Origin of the sequence: Pseudoblastomonas marina (assembly GCF_014641655.1) — a bacterium.
GTDB classification, from domain to species: domain Bacteria; phylum Pseudomonadota; class Alphaproteobacteria; order Sphingomonadales; family Sphingomonadaceae; genus Alteriqipengyuania_A; species Alteriqipengyuania_A marina.
The window spans coordinates 1,569,564-1,584,904 of the sequence record NZ_BMID01000001.1; the positions used below are offsets into that span (position 1 = coordinate 1,569,564).

Annotated in this window: 17 protein-coding genes; 11 read left to right on the forward strand and 6 right to left on the reverse strand. The window is 65.9% G+C overall.

What is annotated here, in order from left to right; translation table 11 throughout:
• Window positions 1-88: 88 nt before the first annotated feature.
• On the reverse strand, window positions 89-1,492 hold the full coding sequence (locus IEW49_RS07625; protein WP_188642105.1) for a M20/M25/M40 family metallo-hydrolase: 1,404 nt from the start codon (window positions 1,490-1,492) through the stop codon (window positions 89-91).
• 43 nt (window positions 1,493-1,535) lie between these two features.
• The gene (locus IEW49_RS07630) at window positions 1,536-2,639 is read right to left on the reverse strand and encodes a L,D-transpeptidase family protein (protein ID WP_188642106.1); all 1,104 of its coding nucleotides are present in this window, start codon (window positions 2,637-2,639) and stop codon (window positions 1,536-1,538) included.
• Window positions 2,640-2,766: 127 nt separating this feature from the next.
• Here IEW49_RS07630 and ettA point away from each other — a divergent pair, with 127 nt between their 5' ends.
• From ettA to IEW49_RS07660, 6 genes are all read left to right on the forward strand, one after another.
• On the forward strand, window positions 2,767-4,440 hold the full coding sequence (gene ettA, locus IEW49_RS07635; RefSeq protein WP_188642107.1) for an energy-dependent translational throttle protein EttA: 1,674 nt from the start codon (window positions 2,767-2,769) through the stop codon (window positions 4,438-4,440).
• A 79-nt stretch (window positions 4,441-4,519) separates the two neighbouring features.
• Window positions 4,520-4,909, forward strand: a complete 390-nt coding sequence (locus IEW49_RS07640; RefSeq protein WP_188642108.1) for a hypothetical protein — start codon at window positions 4,520-4,522, stop codon at window positions 4,907-4,909.
• Between the two features lie 168 nt (window positions 4,910-5,077).
• Window positions 5,078-5,419 carry a GIY-YIG nuclease family protein gene (locus tag IEW49_RS07645; protein ID WP_188642109.1) on the forward strand — a complete coding sequence of 114 codons (342 nt, stop codon included), beginning with the start codon at window positions 5,078-5,080 and terminating at the stop codon, window positions 5,417-5,419.
• A gap of 10 nt (window positions 5,420-5,429) precedes the next feature.
• On the forward strand, window positions 5,430-5,696 hold the full coding sequence (locus tag IEW49_RS07650) for an acylphosphatase (protein ID WP_188642110.1): 267 nt from the start codon (window positions 5,430-5,432) through the stop codon (window positions 5,694-5,696).
• A gap of 74 nt (window positions 5,697-5,770) precedes the next feature.
• Complete coding sequence (locus IEW49_RS07655) at window positions 5,771-6,532, forward strand: DUF6624 domain-containing protein (RefSeq protein WP_188642111.1); 762 nt, start codon at window positions 5,771-5,773, stop codon at window positions 6,530-6,532.
• A gap of 176 nt (window positions 6,533-6,708) precedes the next feature.
• Window positions 6,709-6,918, forward strand: coding sequence for a hypothetical protein (locus IEW49_RS07660; protein WP_188642112.1), 210 nt, complete (start codon window positions 6,709-6,711; stop codon window positions 6,916-6,918).
• Window positions 6,919-7,203: 285 nt separating this feature from the next.
• On the opposite strand, the gene IEW49_RS07665 is transcribed toward IEW49_RS07660, so the two are convergent.
• Window positions 7,204-7,608 (reverse strand): winged helix-turn-helix transcriptional regulator, encoded by a 405-nt coding sequence (locus tag IEW49_RS07665; protein WP_188642113.1) that lies wholly within the window; start codon window positions 7,606-7,608, stop codon window positions 7,204-7,206.
• Between the two features lie 96 nt (window positions 7,609-7,704).
• Here IEW49_RS07665 and IEW49_RS07670 point away from each other — a divergent pair, with 96 nt between their 5' ends.
• The 3 genes from IEW49_RS07670 to IEW49_RS07680 all read left to right on the forward strand — a co-directional run bounded on the left by IEW49_RS07670 (window position 7,705) and on the right by IEW49_RS07680 (window position 9,848).
• On the forward strand, window positions 7,705-8,259 hold the full coding sequence (locus IEW49_RS07670; RefSeq protein ID WP_188642114.1) for an FMN-dependent NADH-azoreductase: 555 nt from the start codon (window positions 7,705-7,707) through the stop codon (window positions 8,257-8,259).
• Window positions 8,260-8,395: 136 nt separating this feature from the next.
• Window positions 8,396-8,833 carry an FKBP-type peptidyl-prolyl cis-trans isomerase gene (locus IEW49_RS07675; RefSeq protein ID WP_188642115.1) on the forward strand — a complete coding sequence of 146 codons (438 nt, stop codon included), beginning with the start codon at window positions 8,396-8,398 and terminating at the stop codon, window positions 8,831-8,833.
• A gap of 250 nt (window positions 8,834-9,083) precedes the next feature.
• Complete coding sequence (locus tag IEW49_RS07680) at window positions 9,084-9,848, forward strand: helix-turn-helix domain-containing protein (protein WP_188642116.1); 765 nt, start codon at window positions 9,084-9,086, stop codon at window positions 9,846-9,848.
• A gap of 20 nt (window positions 9,849-9,868) precedes the next feature.
• Here IEW49_RS07680 and IEW49_RS07685 read toward each other — a convergent pair whose 3' ends face one another.
• On the reverse strand, window positions 9,869-10,438 hold the full coding sequence (locus IEW49_RS07685) for a PNPOx family protein (protein ID WP_188642117.1): 570 nt from the start codon (window positions 10,436-10,438) through the stop codon (window positions 9,869-9,871).
• A gap of 176 nt (window positions 10,439-10,614) precedes the next feature.
• Between IEW49_RS07685 and IEW49_RS07690 the strand changes: the two genes are divergently transcribed.
• Entirely contained in the window at window positions 10,615-11,538 is a 924-nt protein-coding gene (locus IEW49_RS07690) for an RcnB family protein (protein WP_229658129.1), read from the forward strand.
• Between the two features lie 133 nt (window positions 11,539-11,671).
• Window positions 11,672-12,361, forward strand: coding sequence for a prolyl hydroxylase family protein (locus IEW49_RS07695; RefSeq protein WP_188642118.1), 690 nt, complete (start codon window positions 11,672-11,674; stop codon window positions 12,359-12,361).
• Window positions 12,362-12,383: 22 nt separating this feature from the next.
• Here the strand turns inward: IEW49_RS07695 and IEW49_RS07700 are convergent, their stop codons facing one another.
• Entirely contained in the window at window positions 12,384-14,012 is a 1,629-nt protein-coding gene (locus IEW49_RS07700; RefSeq protein WP_188642119.1) for a lysine--tRNA ligase, read from the reverse strand.
• Between the two features lie 297 nt (window positions 14,013-14,309).
• Window positions 14,310-15,323 carry a hypothetical protein gene (locus IEW49_RS07705; RefSeq protein WP_188642120.1) on the reverse strand — a complete coding sequence of 338 codons (1,014 nt, stop codon included), beginning with the start codon at window positions 15,321-15,323 and terminating at the stop codon, window positions 14,310-14,312.
• Window positions 15,324-15,341 lie beyond the last annotated feature (18 nt).

Sequence of the window (15,341 nt, forward strand, 5' to 3'; positions counted from 1 at the left end):
CCACTCCTCCAGCGATGCCGTATAGTTAAGCGGGGTTAAAATCCCCTTTAGTAAACTCCACTGGGTCGGGGAAAACCGACCGATCGTGTCAGGGTTTGATCGGCCCTTGCTCGTTGGCGAGGATTCCGACCACCTGGGTCCACACCGCGACGTTCTGGCGCAGCTGTGCGCGGTCGATCCGGTCGAGCGTATCGTTGGGCGTGTGGTGGATGTCGAAATAGCGTGTCCCGTCCTGCTGCAGGTCGATGATCGCGGTTTCCTGGTCGCGCGCGATGTTGATGTCGGCCCCGCCGCTGGCGACTGCGGTGCTGTCCGAAACGCCGAAGCGGGCGACCGCGCGCGCGAGCCTGGCATGAAGGTCGGGATTGGCCTCGCGGAAATTGCTCTGGAATTGCCAGATGCGATCGGCGCCGAAATCGCTCTCGAGCCCGACCGCGATCGGCTCGTCGATATGCGCGTCGGAATAGGCGCGGCTGCCCCACAGCCCGGTTTCCTCGGCGCCCGCCATCAGCACGCGGATCGTGCGCAGCGGCTGCCCGGTGGCGGCGACGTGCTTGGCCGCGGCGGCGACGATGCCGCAGCCCGCCCCGTCGTCGAACGCGCCGGTGCCGTTCCACCAGCTGTCGATGTGGCAGGCGACGAGCACCGGCGGCAGCGAGGGATTGCGACCGACGATCTCGCCGACGACATTGCCGCTCTGCGTCTGGCCGAGGCGGCGCGGGGTCAGCGTGAGCTTCATCGTGATCGGCTTGCCATCAGCGCGTTCGAACATGCGTTCGAGGTTGATTGCATCGGGCACCGACAGCGCGCCCGCCGGGGTCGGCGCGACCCCTTCGGGGAAGGAGGTCCCGCCGACATGCGGCAGGCGGTTGCGATCGGTGCCGACCGACTTGATCACGGTCGCGACTGCGCCCTTGCTCGCGGCGATCCCCGCGCCGACCCAGCGCGCCGGCCCGGCGAAGCCGTATTGCGACCCATCCTGCGTCGGGGTCATCGCATGGCTGACGAAGGCGATCTTGCCCTTCAGGCTGCCGTCGGGCGCCTCGCGCAGTTCGGCGACGGTCGGGAAATAGACCACCTCGGCGGTGATCCCGTCGGGCCCGGTCGAAGCCGAATTGCCGAGCGGCTGGACCACCAGCGGCTGCGCGAAGGGGGCGAGGATCTCGGCCTCGTGCGTGTCGCCCGGCACCCAGGTGTCCATCATGAAGGGTTCGTCGGCGACCTTGGTGAAGCCCTGCGCGCGCAGCCAGGCCATCGCCCATTCGCGGCCGCGTTTCTCGGCCTCGGTCCCGGCCTGGCGCGGTCCGACCTCGGTGGTGATCCCTTCGACGAAGTCCCACGCCAACTGGTCGCCTTCGAGCGCGGCATCGGCGCGCTGCTCGAGCGTGCAGCTGTCCTCGCACGGTCCAGGCCCCGACTGGGCGGCGGCGGGTGTGGAGAGCGCGAAATGCGGGAGCGAAAGCGCGGCGAGCGCGAAGAGCGTCTTGTTCATGGCGCGAGGGGCTACCGCGCTCCCCGCGCTTTGTGAAGTCCGGTTAGACGAACTCCACCGGCGTGCCTGTTTTCAGCGCCTTGGCGAAGGCCGCCGCATCCCAGTTGGTCAGCCGCACGCAGCCGTGGCTCGCTTCCTTGGCGACCATCTGCGGGTTGGGCGAGCCGTGAATGCCGTAGCCATCCTTGCCGAGATCGATCCACGTCCCGCCGACCGGGTTGTTCGGCCCCGGCGGGAGGATGAAGGTCTCGTCCGGGCCCCAGTCCTGGTCGTCGGGATCGAAGGTGTAATTGGGCTCGGGCGCGATCGCGGCGACCTTCATCCGGCCGCTCGGGCTGGGAAAGTCGGAACTGCCGATCGTCGCCGGGAAGCTCACCAGCACCTTGCCCGCCTGGTCGAGCCCGACCACGGTGGCTTCGCCCTTGCGGACCTCGACCTTGGCGATATCGGCATCGATCCGGTCGTCGCCATGGCTGACGATCACCAGCTTGGTGCCCGCCTTGGCAAAATCGGCATCGGGGTTGAGCGCGGCGAGGAAATCCTCGTCCATGTGGAACCGCTCGGCGAGCATTTCGCGCGCGCTTTCGTAGCCCAGCGCGTCCTTCTTCGCCATGTCGGGGAATTCCTCGGGCACGTCCGAAAACTCGGTCGCGGCGTCCTTCTCGGTGACCGTGTAGGTGCGGAAGACGTCGCCACCGTGATTGTCGAGCAGCGCGGAAATCAGCTCGCCGTCGATTCCCTCGCCCGCAGGGAGCCCGTTGGCCTCGCGGTAGTAGCGGATCGCGCGATTGGTGTTGGCGCCCTCTCGCCCATCGATCACGCCGGGCGAATGGTTGCTCTTGTCGAGCAGCACCTGCACCGCGATCATCCGCTTGGTCCGCTCGCCCAGCATCGCCTGGGTCACGCCGTCGGGCAGCGTCAGCGAGAGCGTGCCGCCCTGCTCGCTCGCTTCCTCGCGGCTCGCCTCGGCATCGCTGTCGTAGCCCTCACGGCTTGCCCAGTTGGCGCCGATCTCGTCATCGGCGGAGGTATCGACCGCGGCGGTGCCGGTCTCCGTCGCGGCGTCGGTTTCGGCATCGTCCGAGCCCGAGCAGGCGGTGAGGGTCAGCGCCGAGACGGCGAGCGAGGCAAAAAGCAAATGTTTCATGGTCTTTCGAACGCAAGCCGCGTGCGACATGTTCCCCGTTGTCACGCCCGCTTGCCCGCGCGCGCCGCAACGCCTATCTCGCGCCCGAACTTTTCTTCCACATCGCCCGATTCAAAGGACACGCTCGATGTCAGCGCAATACGCCTTCGTCATGAAGGACATGACCAAGACCTTCCCCGGCGCCAGCAAGCCGGTGCTCAGCAATATCAACCTGCAGTTCTACCAGGGTGCCAAGATCGGCATCGTCGGTCCCAACGGCGCGGGCAAGTCGACGCTGATCAAGATCATGGCCGGGATCGACACCGACATCACCGGCGAGGCCTGGCCGGGCGAGAACATCACGGTCGGCTATCTCGAGCAGGAGCCCGAGCTCGACGAGAGCAAGACCGTGCTCGAAAACGTCAAGGACGGCGCGCGCCACATCGCCGACAAGGTCGAGCGGTTCAACGCGATCAGTGCCGAAATGGCCGAGCCCGACGCCGACTTCGACAAGCTCGGCGAGGAAATGGCCGAGCTCCAGACCGAGATCGACGCGGTCGACGGGTGGACGCTCGACAACCAGCTCGAGATCGCGATGGAGGCGCTGCGCTGCCCGCCCGGCGAGGCGAGCGTCGAAAACCTCTCGGGCGGCGAGAAGCGCCGCGTCGCGCTCACCCGCCTGCTGATCCAGAAGCCCGACATCCTGCTGCTCGACGAACCGACCAACCACCTCGACGCCGAAAGCGTCCAGTGGCTCGAAAACCACCTCAAGGAATATGCCGGCGCGGTGCTGATGATCACCCATGACCGCTATTTCCTCGACAATGTCGTCGAATGGATCCTCGAATTGGATCGCGGCTCCTACTATCCCTACGAGGGCAATTACTCGACCTACCTGGAAAAGAAGGCCAAGCGCCTCGAACAGGAATCGCGCGAGGAAAGCGGCAAGCAGAAGGCGCTGCAGCGCGAACTCGAATGGATCCGGCAGACGCCGGCCGCGCGCCAGACCAAGTCGAAGGCGCGTATCCGCAAGTTCGACCAGCTCCAGGAAGACATGGGCAACCGCAAGCCGGGCAAGGCACAGATCGTCATCCAGGTGCCCGAGCGCCTCGGCGGCAAGGTGATCGAAGCCAAGAACATCACCAAGGCCTATGGCGACAAGCTGTTGTTCGAAGACCTCTCCTTCATGCTGCCCCCGGGCGGCATCGTCGGCGTGATCGGCCCCAACGGCGCGGGCAAGTCCACGCTATTCAAGATCCTCACCGGGCAGGAAGAGCCGGACTCGGGCAAGGTCGAGATCGGCGAGACCGTGCGCCTCGGCTATGTCGACCAGAGCCGCGCGCATCTCGATCCGAAGAACAACGTGTGGGAGGAAATCTCCGACGGGCTCGACTACATGAAGGTCAACGGCCACGACGTCTCGACCCGCGCCTATGTCGGCGCGTTCAACTTCAAGGGCCCCGACCAGCAGAAGAACGTCGGCAAGCTCTCGGGCGGCGAACGCAACCGCGTCCACATGGCCAAGATGCTCAAGCAGGGGGGCAACGTGCTGCTGCTCGACGAACCGACCAACGACCTCGACGTCGAAACCCTCGGCGCGCTCGAAGAAGCGATCGAGAACTTCGCCGGCTGCGCCGTGGTCATCTCGCATGACCGCTTCTTCCTCGACCGGTTGGCGACGCACATCCTCGCCTTCGAGGGCAACAGCCACGTCGAATGGTTCGAGGGCAACTTCGAGGCGTATGAAGAGGACAAGCGGCGCCGTCTGGGCGATGCCGCGGATCGGCCGAGCCGCGTGAGTTACAAGAAGCTGACTAGGTAGGACGAGGTGTCGGGTCGTAAGCGGAATGTCCGCTTACGCCCCGGTTGCTGACATTAAGGGCCTGTGCGAAACATGGGCCATGCGCTTCCTGCTGATACTGTGTGCGGCTTCGCTCACTGGTTGCTCTTCCGGATTTATTCCAAGTCGACCAACAGAGCAGACTATTGACCGACTGGAGCAACGGCTGAGCAAGGTATCATGCATTGGCTCTCTAGATAGCTGGGAGCGTCATTATACCTTTATGTCCGAGCCTTTCTTGGGCTGGGACTACGATTGGTATGATTATGGAAAGATCGATGTGGATCTGCGGGAAGCAGGTTTCGAAGAGTTCAAAGGCGGGCGACATATCCATGCTCGCGTGCCGGAACATCAACGGATGTTGGACGACAGGCCCTACAAGGTAGCGTTTGGCGAATACGACGTCTCAGAAGATCGACTATCCCTCACCCACTGCGGCGCAAACATCTGACTAACTGTCCGCTTCCCACCCCATTGTCGTCATTCCCGCGCAGGCGGGAATCCAGTCTGGCTTGGTGCCTGTTCGCCCTGGATCCCCGCCTTCGCGGGGATGACGATGAGGCTTGGGGAAGACCAAAAGGGGGATGACGGGTCGCGGGCAGTGCCTTAGGCCTCGGTCATGCCGTTCGAACGCACGCCTTGCGTCTATATCCTCGCTTCGAAGCGCAACGGTACGCTGTATATCGGCGTGACGTCCGATCTCCCGGGTCGCATCCATCGGCATCGCGACGGGACCTTCGAGGGATTTTCGAAGCGCTACGACGTGAAAATGCTCGTCTGGTTCGAAGTCCATGCGGAGTTGGAAGCGGCGATCCGGCGCGAGAAGCAGTTGAAGAAATGGGAGCGCGGCTGGAAGATCAGGCTGATCGAGGACGCCAATCCCGGGTGGCGCGACCTGGCGGAAAATTTCGGGTTCGAGGCTATGGACCGACCGGGTGAGTCCGGAACCGCGGCATGTTAGAGACCTCCGCATGACCGCCCGTCACCTCAACATCCATGGCCGCGTGCAGGGCGTGTTCTACCGCGACTGGACGGTCGAGACCGCGCGTTCGCTGGGCCTTGCCGGCTGGGTCCGCAACCTGCCCGACGGGACGGTCGAGGCGCAGGTCGAGGGCGAGCGGCAGGCGGTCGAGCGGATGGTCGCGGCGATGGAAGGCGGCCCTCCCCGCGCGCGGGTCGAACGGATCGATGCCCGTGCCATCGACGGCGAAGGGCTGGACAGTTTCGAGCGGCGGTGATCGATCGGGGGTGTCATCTCCCGTTCATTCCGTGGTCCTAGCGTGCCGGGCGTACAACGTTGAGGGGGACCATCATGCACCGATCGATCGCCGCGGGCCTTGCCGGGCTCGGCCTCGCGCTCGCCGCTCCGGCAGCGGCGCAGGAGGACGCGACACCTGAAGTAGCCACGACGATCGGCGAGCGGATCTCGGCCGCGTTCGCGGCGGAGCTCGAAACGCTCGGGGCGATGGACTGCGCCGACGACGACATCGCCTGTCTCTCCGCCGAACTGCTCGAGCGCTACCGGGTCGACCAGTGGGCGCGCGGGGAAGTGATGGGAGGCGCTTTCTGCGCGGACTATTCCGGCGAGCTCGCGCAGAGCTGTTTCGGGCAGGCGATGGGAGCGACCGCGTTCAAGGTCGACATGCCCAACACCGCGCGTCTCAAGCAGGTCATCGCGCTGCACGGCTGGCCCAAGCCGCCGCTCTTCAGCGAAGAGGCGCAGAACGCCGCCTGGTACCTCGCCCAGCACGCCATGGCGCTCGACGGCGACGGCAACCTCGCCTGGGATGTCGCATTGGCCGAGAGCGTCCTCCCGCAGGTCAAGGAGGCCGCCGAGGCCGGGCAACTGACGCCGTGGCACTATGCCGCGATGTTCGATCGCATCGCCCGCGCCCGCGGCAAGCCCCAGCGCTATGCGACCCAGATCGGCTGCGCGGAGGGCAAGGCGGATTTCGGCGAGGTCGAGGATATCGACCGGGTCACCGAGTTTCGCGCCGAGATCGGGATGAAGGCATTCGACCCCGATGCCTACGACGCCTATTGCGTCAGGGCGTCCGGCTCCGAGCAGGGCTGACACGCAGCCCCGCGGCGCACGGAAATGCGGCCGGACGCCTAGACGGACTTGCCCGCAGACAGGCCAATTCACGGTTAATTCGACCCGACGACCCGTGGCCTATCATCGACGAGATGATTTGCTTATTGCGTGAACAACCCCTAACACGATGCATTCAATCACAGAAAGGGCGGACTATGAAATTTTCCAAAGCCTTGGTCGCGGGTACAGCGGCTGCCACCCTCGTCGCCGCCCCGGTCGCGGCGCAGCAAGCGGCTCCTGTCGCACCGCAGGAGGAAGAAGCCGCGTTCGGCGGCAATGCCGGTGCGCTCGCAGCTGCCTTCGCGCTGTTCGTGCTCGTAGTGTTCATCGTCGCCGATAGCGAGGACGATCCGGTCAGCCCGTAACCGTTTCGCAAATTCCGGCACCAGCCGGACAGAGGCCAGCGCACCCAGTGTGTCGCTGGCCTTTTCTTTTCCGGAACTGGGACCGGGCGGTGCGCGCTGTCCTACATCGAGTGCGCGCGGTATGATCGCGCCATGCCCGCCCCATCTCCATCGCCGCGCGTCCGCCCGCGTGAAAGGTTACACCGCGGGACGCGAATCCGAGCGCAAGCGGTTGGAATTGCAGACTTCTAAAGTGCCCGAGAGTTTTTCAAAACCCCGCGATCGGTGGTCCACGCCGCGCCGCGATCAGGCCGCTTCGGCCTCGTCCTGCGCGCGATCGAACGTCTCGCGGTGGGCGTGGATCGTCGGCAAATTGGCGAAGGTCCAGCCGACCAGCGCCATCACCGGCTCCGCGAGCGAGCGGCCGAGATCGGTCAGCGCGTATTCGACCCGCGGCGGGATCGTGGGGTGGACGGTGCGCGCGACCATCCCGTCGCGTTCGAGCGCGCGCAGCGTGCGGGTGAGCATCTGCTGCGAGATCCCGCCGACGTGGCGCTTGAGCTCGTTGAAGCGCAGCGTCTCCTCGGCGAGCGCCTCGACCACGAGCACGGTCCACTTGTCGCCCACCCGGCTCAGCAATTCGCTGACCGCGCGGCAATCGGGATTGGCGTGCGGATGGTCTGAAGGGGGGTGATCGGAAGGAGCAGTCATAGAGGTGTGACCTGGTCAGGAAGTTTTGCGTTCTTGCCGGTTCTAGATGGTCGCATAGATGGGCCTGGTCAACATTTCTGACCGGAGACCCTAACCATGACCATCCTGCACATCGATTCCTCCATCAGCGGCGAAGCATCGGTCAGCCGCGAACTCAGCGCGGCGATCGTCGAGGCGCTCGGCAACGCGGACGTGACCTATCGCGATCTTGCCGCCGAGCCGCTCGACCACCTCACCCTGCCCGCCTTCGGCGAGGCGGATTCGCTCGATGCGCTCGCGCAGTTCAAGGCCGCCGACACGGTGGTGATCGGCGCGCCGATGTACAATTTCACCATTCCCACCCAGCTCAAGGCGTGGATCGACCGCGTGCTCGTCGCCGGGGAGACCTTCCGCTACCGCGAGGACGGCAGCGTCGAGGGGCTGATGGGCGGCAAGCGCGTGATCGTCGCGATCGCCCGCGGCGGGCTCTATGGCGAGGACAGCGCCCAGCGCAGCGTCGAACATGCCGAGCGCTACCTTACGAGCGTGCTTGGCTTCATCGGGATCGACGACCCGGTCTTCGTGATCGCCGAGGGCCTCAAGGTCAGCGAGGAGACCAAGGCCGAGGCTGTGGCCGCCGCGCATGCCCGTATCGCCGAGCTCGCGGGCTGAAGCGTGCAGGCCGCGCTACCGCTTCGTTTGACTCGCCCGGGCAGCCTTGCGACAATGGAACCTCGGCGCCTGCAACACGGCGACTTCCCCCGGCGGCCCATTTCGCGCCGCACACACGAGATTCCAAGAGGACAATATGGCTACTGCAAAGCAGGGTGACACCGTCACCATCGATTACGTCGTGAAAACCGAAGACGGCACCGTCGTCGGCAACACCCAGGAAAGCGGCCCGCAGCAGGTCGTGCTCGGCCAGGGGCAGATCATGCCCAAGATCGAGGAAGCGCTGACCGGCATGGAAGTCGGCGCGGAGAAGACCGTCGAGGTCGACAGCGACAACGCCTTCGGGCCGCGCCGCGATGAAATGGTGATCGACATCCCGCGCGCCAACCTGCCGCCCGAGCCGGCCCCGCAGCCGGGCATGCAGCTTCAGGCGCAGGGCCAGGACGGCCAGCCGCTGATGCTGCACATCGTCGAAGTGGGCGAGGAATCGGTCAAGGCCGACGGCAACCACCCGCTGGCGGGCAAGGACATCACCTTCGATGTCACCCTGCGCGAGATCAAGCAGGCGGCCTGATCCCCGCTACGCGGCGGATCGGGCGCTGACAGCGGCCGGTGGCGGAACGGGTGTTCCGCCCCGGTCGTTGCGCAGCGTGGTACCCCGAAAGGGCTCCGCCACCCCGATACACGCGTTGGTCCCACAAAGTATTGTCACGGAAGCACGTGACTGTCCCTCCGGTAGCTGAACGTTATCGGGTCCGGGCATCGCTGGTTGTCGTCCGGAAGGCGACAGCCGCCGCAAACGGGGGAATTCGAAAGCTGGGACTATGACGAATTCCGTAAATCCGTGGGTCGACATCTCGATCCAGTCGCTGGTCAAGGCGCTTTCCACCGCCCCGCGGAAAGCCACGAGTTTCGAACTGGCACGAGGGATCCTGAAGGCGTCGCGGCGGCTCGGCGCCATTTCACTGAGCTATCACCTGGTGCCGCAGTTCTCCTCGGTGATCGGGTGCCGCAGCTTCACCTATTTCGCCTCCGAGCGTGCGCTATCACATTCGCAACCGAGCGAGGAAATCGCAGCGGCGGTATCGACCTGCCACCGCTACGTCATTTCGTGCGGGCGACCGGTTTCGCTCGCCGTCGCGACCGAGCATTTCCGTTCCGACGAACCCGAGTTGATCGCGAAGATCACGGACAAGGTCTCGGACAAGGGCGTGATCGACGAATTCATGGTCCCGGTGTTCGGCCCTTACGGCCTGAACGCGGTGATCTCGTTCGGTTTCGACTGCAGCGTCGCCGAGGTCGACCCGACCACGCTGGTGCTGCTCGAATCCTTCTCGAGCGCGGTGCATAACGGGCTGGTCGCCTATTACAGCGATGCCACGGTCGAGAAGGCCGGCCTGTCCGACCGCGAGAACGAGGTCCTCAAATGGATCGCGCGGGGCAAGTCGAGTTCTGATATCGCGACCATCCTCGATCTCAGCGCGAGCTCGATCGACACCTACACACGGCGCGTGTTCAAGAAGCTCGGTGTACACGACCGCGTCTCGGCCGCGATCAGCGGGATCTCCCAGGGCGTGATCGCCGCCTGAGCGGACTTCGTGTTGCGCCGCTAGGGCGCGATCCAGCGAGCACTGTCGGCGGTGACGAGCGCGCGCCGATGCCCGTCCTTGGACAGGCTGAACCAGTCGATCTCCTCGAGCGCGACGAGCAGGATGGCAAAGTTCGCACGCGCCGGCGCGAGCTCGCTCTCGCTCGGCTCGACGCCTTCGAACTGCGTCGGCAAACCAGATGTCGGTCCTTCCGAGGGCGCGCCCGGTGCCGCTCCGAGATAGCAGCGCCGAGCGAAATTCTCGCTTTCAGCCCATGCCCGGTCGGCTGTCGGGCCTTCACTTTCGATCCGGCCAATCCCGCGACCGCGGATCTGGACCTTGGCCTCTTTGTCGTAGAACAGCACGCCGACCCGCGCGCCCTCGCCGACCGCAGCGGACTTCGGCGCGCGCGCATCGGTATGAAAGCGCAAGGTGCGGTTCGCCGGATCCCAGCCCCGCAGCACCATCACCCGCGCATCCGCATCCTCGGTCGCCACCACCGGCGTGTGCATCGGCGCACGGCGATCGCGCACCGCTTCGACCAGCCGCCGATCGATATCCTCGCGGATCGCTTCGAAGGTCTCCAGCATCGCTACCGTCCTGCCCCAGCTGCGCCTTTCCCGCAAGCAAAGCGCCATTCACGAAAGGTTATCCGAAACTGAACAGCACGCAACAGGCCAGTTCAGTCTGGTGTCACGCTCGACCGGTTACAAACAGATAGATAATCCGCCACAAGGGGTGACGGAGGAATGGAGGGAAGCAGAACATGGAAAGCAACAAGCTCCTCAACCAGACCGCGCTCGCCGCGCTCGCTGCGGCGCTCGCTTTGATGGCGATGCCTACCGCCGCCATGGAAGCGACCGCCGAAGCGGGGCTGAGCAATGCCGCGTTTGAACAGGATCGCCAGCAGGCGCGGCAGGAGCGTCGCGAACGACGTGCCGAGCGACGCGGCTCCCGGAGCGAACGCCGCAGCGGCGGGCCGCGCGGCGCCCAGCGCGCACCGCGCGAAGAGACGGCCCCGATCCAGCGACGTGTCGAGCGCCGCCAGGAACGACGAGCCGAGCAACGGCAGGAGCGCCGCGCCGAACAGCGCCGCGATCGCCGAAGCGAGCAACGTCGCGACCGCCGGGTCGAACGGCGCCAGGAGCGCCGCGCCGAGCAACGTCGAGACCGCCGCGTGGAACGCCGGCAGGAACGTCGTGCCGAGCAACGCCGCGACCGTCGCGTAGAACGGCGTCAGGAACGCCGCGCTGACCAGCGTCGCAGTCAGCGCGAGGCTTATCGCGAGGGGCGCAGCGCCGGCACCCGCGACGCCTATCGCGACCAGCGCCGATATCGCGATCAGCGCCGGGCGCGCGACTATCGCGGGGGCGACTATCGCCGCTGGAACCGTCGCTGGCGCGACCAGCGCCGTTACGACTGGCGCCGCTATCGCGCGCAGAACCGCCGCTACTTCCGCGCGGGCCGCTATTACGCGCCCTACCGCAATTACAGCTATCGCCGGTTGAGCATCGGATTCTTCCTCGAATCGATTTTCTTCGGCAATCGCTACCGGATCGTCGACCCGTGGCGCTATCGACTGCCCGCCGTCTACGGCCCCTATCGCTGGGTCCGCTATTACGACGACGTGCTGCTGGTGAACATCTACACCGGCGAGGTGCACGACGTGATCTACGACTTTTTCTACTGATCGTCCCCGAAACGGGTCCTCGGGGACCAGACTGGCCCCTGCCTCCATCGCGAGGCGGGGGCTTTTTTCATGCCCGTCCGACGCTGCCAGAGCAGTCTGGAAATGACGTTTCGCGTTGGGTAGGTGTGGCGCGATGAACGACACCGTCCAATCGCACGCCGCCAAGGCTCCCGCCGCCGACAAGTCCGCGCTCAAGAAGCTCGGTGCCAAGGTCCGCAAACGGCTCGCCGCCAACCCGCGGGTGCAAACCGTGATGGAGGACCGAGCGGAAATCTTCGCGGTCGGCGAGTTCCTCAGCGCGGCCGAATGCGATCGCATGATCGCAATGGTCGACGGGGTCGCCAAGCCCTCGACCGTGTTCGACATGAACTACCAGGACCAGTACCGCACCAGCTATTCGGGCGACGTCAATTTCGCCGATCCCTTCGTCCGCTCGATCAATCGCCGGATCGACGACCTGCTCGGGATCGACACGAGTTTCGGCGAGAACATCCAGGGCCAGCGCTACCTGCCGGGCCAGCAGTTCAAGGAACATTGCGACTGGTTCTATACCGCGGCCGATTACTGGGCCGAGGAGAAGGCGCATGGCGGTCAGCGCAGTTGGACCGCGATGGCCTATCTCAACGAGGTCGAGGAAGGCGGCTCGACCGATTTCACGCGGATCGGCGTCTCGGTCCCGCCGCAGCGCGGCGCACTGCTGATCTGGAACAACGCCACGCCCGACGGCCTGGTCAATTACGACACGATGCACGCCGGGACGCCGGTGACCCAAGGGGTCAAATACGTCATCACCAAGTGGTATCGCACCCGCCGCTGGGGCTGAGAGCCCCCCGGCGCGAACGTCTTCAGCCCAGCGCCCGCGCGATCAGCCTGCGGGTGTTGTCGATCCCGTAGAGCGCGATGAAACTGCCCATGCGCGGCCCCTGCGAGGAACCGAGCAGGATTTCGTACAGCGCCTTGAACCAGTCGCGCAGGTTCTCGAAGCCGTAGCTTTCGTCCTTGCCGATCTCGTAGACCATCGTCTGCAGCTCCTCGGCGCTGGCCTCGGGCGCGACATCGGCCAGCCGCGCATCGAGTTCGCGCAGCGCCGCCGCCTCGCTGTCGGTCGGCGCGCGCTTTTCGAGCGTCGGGGCGATGAAGTCGCGGTTGTAGGCGACCGCATTGGTCACCAGCGCATCGAGCGCGGGATGCTTGGCCGGATCGGCATCGTCGACATAGTTGCCGAGATAGGACCACACCTGGTCGCGATCGGCCTCCGCGCCGAGCACGCCGACGAGGTTGAGCAGCAGCGAATAGGTCACCGGCAGGCTGTCGCCCGCGCCCGGTGCCTCGCTGCCCTCGAACCCGCCATTGGCGCGCGCGAGGTGCCACACCGGGTTGCCCAATTGCTTGTCGAGTTCCTGTTCGGCCAGCCGCTCGCGGAAGGCCCAGTAATCGTCGACCGCGCGCGGGATCACCCCGGCATGCAATTGCTTGGCGCTCTTGGGATTGGGAAAAATGTAGAAACCGAGGCTCTCTTCCGAACCGTAATCGAGCCATTCCTCGATCGTCAGCCCGTTGCCCTTCGACTTCGAGATCTTCTCGCCCTTCTCGTCGAGGAACATCTCGTAGATCAGCCCGTCGGGCTTGCGTCCGCCCAGCACCTTGACGATCCGGCCCGACTGGACGCCGCTGTCGGTCAAATCCTTGCCGTACATCTCGTAATCGACGCCGAGCGCGTACCAGCGCATCGCCCAGTCGACCTTCCATTGCAGCTTGGACTGGCCGCCGAGCGCGCTCTGTTCGACCACCTTGCCGTCCTCGTCGGTGAAGCGGATCGTGCCGGCCTCTGCATCGACCACCTCGACCGGCACCTGCAGCACCTTGCCGGTGGCGGGCGAGACCGGGAGGATCGGCGAATAGGTCTGTCGCCGCTCCTCGCGCAGCGTCGGCAGCATGATGTCGAGAATGTCCTGGTTCTTGCGCAGGACCTGCCTGAGCGCCTCGTCGAAGCGGCCCGAGTTGTAGCGATCGTTGGCGGCGATGAATTCGTAATCGAAGCCGAAGCGGTCGAGGAACGCGCGCAGCATCGCGTTGTTGTGCGCGGCGAAACTCTCGTGGCTCGTCCCGAACGGGTTGGGAACGCGCGACAGCGGCTTGTGGAGGTTGGCCTCGAGCAGTTCGCGGTTGGGCACGTTGTCGGGCACCTTGCGCAGCCCGTCCATGTCGTCGCTGAAGGCGACCAGCCGGGTCTTGCCGTCTTCGGGCTTGGCGCCGATCATCGCTTCGAACGCGCGGCGCACCAGCGTGGTGCGCAGCACTTCCTGGAAGGTGCCGATATGCGGCAGGCCCGAGGGACCGTAGCCGGTCTCGAACAGCACCGGCGAGCCGTCCGGCTTGGTCCCTTCGGGATAGCGTTTGAGCAGGCGCTGCGCCTCCTGGAACGGCCAGGCTTTCGAAGTGCGGGCGGCGGCGATCAGGTCTTCCATGCTCATGGGCATTGCCTTTGCCGACTCGCTGCGATGTTGCAAGTGCGAACAGGGCGCGATGGACCGCCGAAGCCGCCCCTTTGCAAAACTGTCCGCTCACCCGCCAGCCGCCCGAAACCGCGGGCTCGACGTCCATTGAACAGCGTCGAAGTGTAACCTTCGGGTCGGCGAGGACAGCGGGCGACTGGCATCCGGGCAAGATACGCCCGGCGCAGGATGTAGGACAGCGCTTCGATCGGGCTCGACAGGATTGGGGGGCGCCCCTCGCGGGACGCCCCCCGGCTTCGTCTTCTGCGACCAAGCCTAACCGTTGGCGGGTTTCCAGCCGCGGAGTTCGGGCCAGACATTGGTGTACTGGCTCAGGTCGATCCGCGGCTTGCGATCGCGGAAGCTCTGCCCGATCGACTGGAGGATCAGGCGTGCGCGCTTGGCCCGGGCCTTGGGCGAACGGAACGGATTGGCCCGGTCCGGCTTGGCCTGCACCATCCGCCTCAGCAGGCTGTCGCGCTGCTCGAAATCGGCGGGCAGTTCGCGCGGGAGTTCGACCGCCGCGCCATCGCTGCGGGCGAAGGCACTGGGCGCGAAACCGGCAGCGTTGGTTCCGCCGGCAAGTGCGCGGTCCTGGCGTTCGCGGAGCGGCGCGGCGGTACGCGGCGCGGGGCTGGCCGCGACTGCGGCGGCAGGTGCGGCGATCGGACGCTCGATTTCAGGCACCGACTGGGCACGCTTGCGGCGACGCATCAGCAGGAACACGATCAGGCCGAAGCCCCCGAGCCCGAGCAACAGGGCGAGCAGGGCGAGCAGGGCGAAGTTGGTCGCCCCCTCATCCGAAGCTGGACTGGTATCGAAGTCAGACACTACCGGCTGGGACGCATCGACCGTCGGCATCGCGGCGGCAGCGGCGACCGGCTCGTCGGCGCTTTCCGTGAATGGAGCCGTCTCGGCCTCGGCGACCGACTCACTCGCCGGGGCGGTCGTGGCGACATCCATACGCGGCTGGGTGCGCGCCGCAGGAGTGGCGGCGCGCGGCTCGGCGGGGCGCTGTGCGCTGGTACGAGCCGCGGGTTCGCTGGTCGGCTGCGCAGCGCTCTGGCCCTGCACTTCGGGTTCGAAGTCGGGGATAACGAGCGGTGCCGGGCTGGCGGTCGGCTGCGGCTCGGGCAGCACGATCGGGGGCGGCGACTGCGGGACGGTATCTTGCACCGGCGGCGCGGCCGCCGGATCGGCCGACTGCGCCGCGAGCGGGGTGGTGGAAAGCGCGGCCATGGCGGCAATCGCGATGGGGGCGCTGGCGAGCATATGGCGTGTCTTGGTCATGCCCTAAAAACGGGCACA

What these genes read in the sequence shown, in the direction of transcription:
- IEW49_RS07625 (WP_188642105.1), bottom strand. Translation starts at nt 1,492, where the DNA reads ATGAACAAGACGCTCTTCGCGCTCGCCGCGCTTTCGCTCCCGCATTTC.
- IEW49_RS07630 (WP_188642106.1), bottom strand. Translation starts at nt 2,639, where the DNA reads ATGAAACATTTGCTTTTTGCCTCGCTCGCCGTCTCGGCGCTGACCCTC.
- ettA (WP_188642107.1), top strand. Translation starts at nt 2,767, where the DNA reads ATGTCAGCGCAATACGCCTTCGTCATGAAGGACATGACCAAGACCTTC.
- IEW49_RS07640 (WP_188642108.1), top strand. Translation starts at nt 4,520, where the DNA reads ATGCGCTTCCTGCTGATACTGTGTGCGGCTTCGCTCACTGGTTGCTCT.
- IEW49_RS07645 (WP_188642109.1), top strand. Translation starts at nt 5,078, where the DNA reads ATGCCGTTCGAACGCACGCCTTGCGTCTATATCCTCGCTTCGAAGCGC.
- IEW49_RS07650 (WP_188642110.1), top strand. Translation starts at nt 5,430, where the DNA reads ATGACCGCCCGTCACCTCAACATCCATGGCCGCGTGCAGGGCGTGTTC.
- IEW49_RS07655 (WP_188642111.1), top strand. Translation starts at nt 5,771, where the DNA reads ATGCACCGATCGATCGCCGCGGGCCTTGCCGGGCTCGGCCTCGCGCTC.
- IEW49_RS07660 (WP_188642112.1), top strand. Translation starts at nt 6,709, where the DNA reads ATGAAATTTTCCAAAGCCTTGGTCGCGGGTACAGCGGCTGCCACCCTC.
- IEW49_RS07665 (WP_188642113.1), bottom strand. Translation starts at nt 7,608, where the DNA reads ATGACTGCTCCTTCCGATCACCCCCCTTCAGACCATCCGCACGCCAAT.
- IEW49_RS07670 (WP_188642114.1), top strand. Translation starts at nt 7,705, where the DNA reads ATGACCATCCTGCACATCGATTCCTCCATCAGCGGCGAAGCATCGGTC.
- IEW49_RS07675 (WP_188642115.1), top strand. Translation starts at nt 8,396, where the DNA reads ATGGCTACTGCAAAGCAGGGTGACACCGTCACCATCGATTACGTCGTG.
- IEW49_RS07680 (WP_188642116.1), top strand. Translation starts at nt 9,084, where the DNA reads ATGACGAATTCCGTAAATCCGTGGGTCGACATCTCGATCCAGTCGCTG.
- IEW49_RS07685 (WP_188642117.1), bottom strand. Translation starts at nt 10,438, where the DNA reads ATGCTGGAGACCTTCGAAGCGATCCGCGAGGATATCGATCGGCGGCTG.
- IEW49_RS07690 (WP_229658129.1), top strand. Translation starts at nt 10,615, where the DNA reads ATGGAAAGCAACAAGCTCCTCAACCAGACCGCGCTCGCCGCGCTCGCT.
- IEW49_RS07695 (WP_188642118.1), top strand. Translation starts at nt 11,672, where the DNA reads ATGAACGACACCGTCCAATCGCACGCCGCCAAGGCTCCCGCCGCCGAC.
- IEW49_RS07700 (WP_188642119.1), bottom strand. Translation starts at nt 14,012, where the DNA reads ATGAGCATGGAAGACCTGATCGCCGCCGCCCGCACTTCGAAAGCCTGG.
- IEW49_RS07705 (WP_188642120.1), bottom strand. Translation starts at nt 15,323, where the DNA reads ATGACCAAGACACGCCATATGCTCGCCAGCGCCCCCATCGCGATTGCC.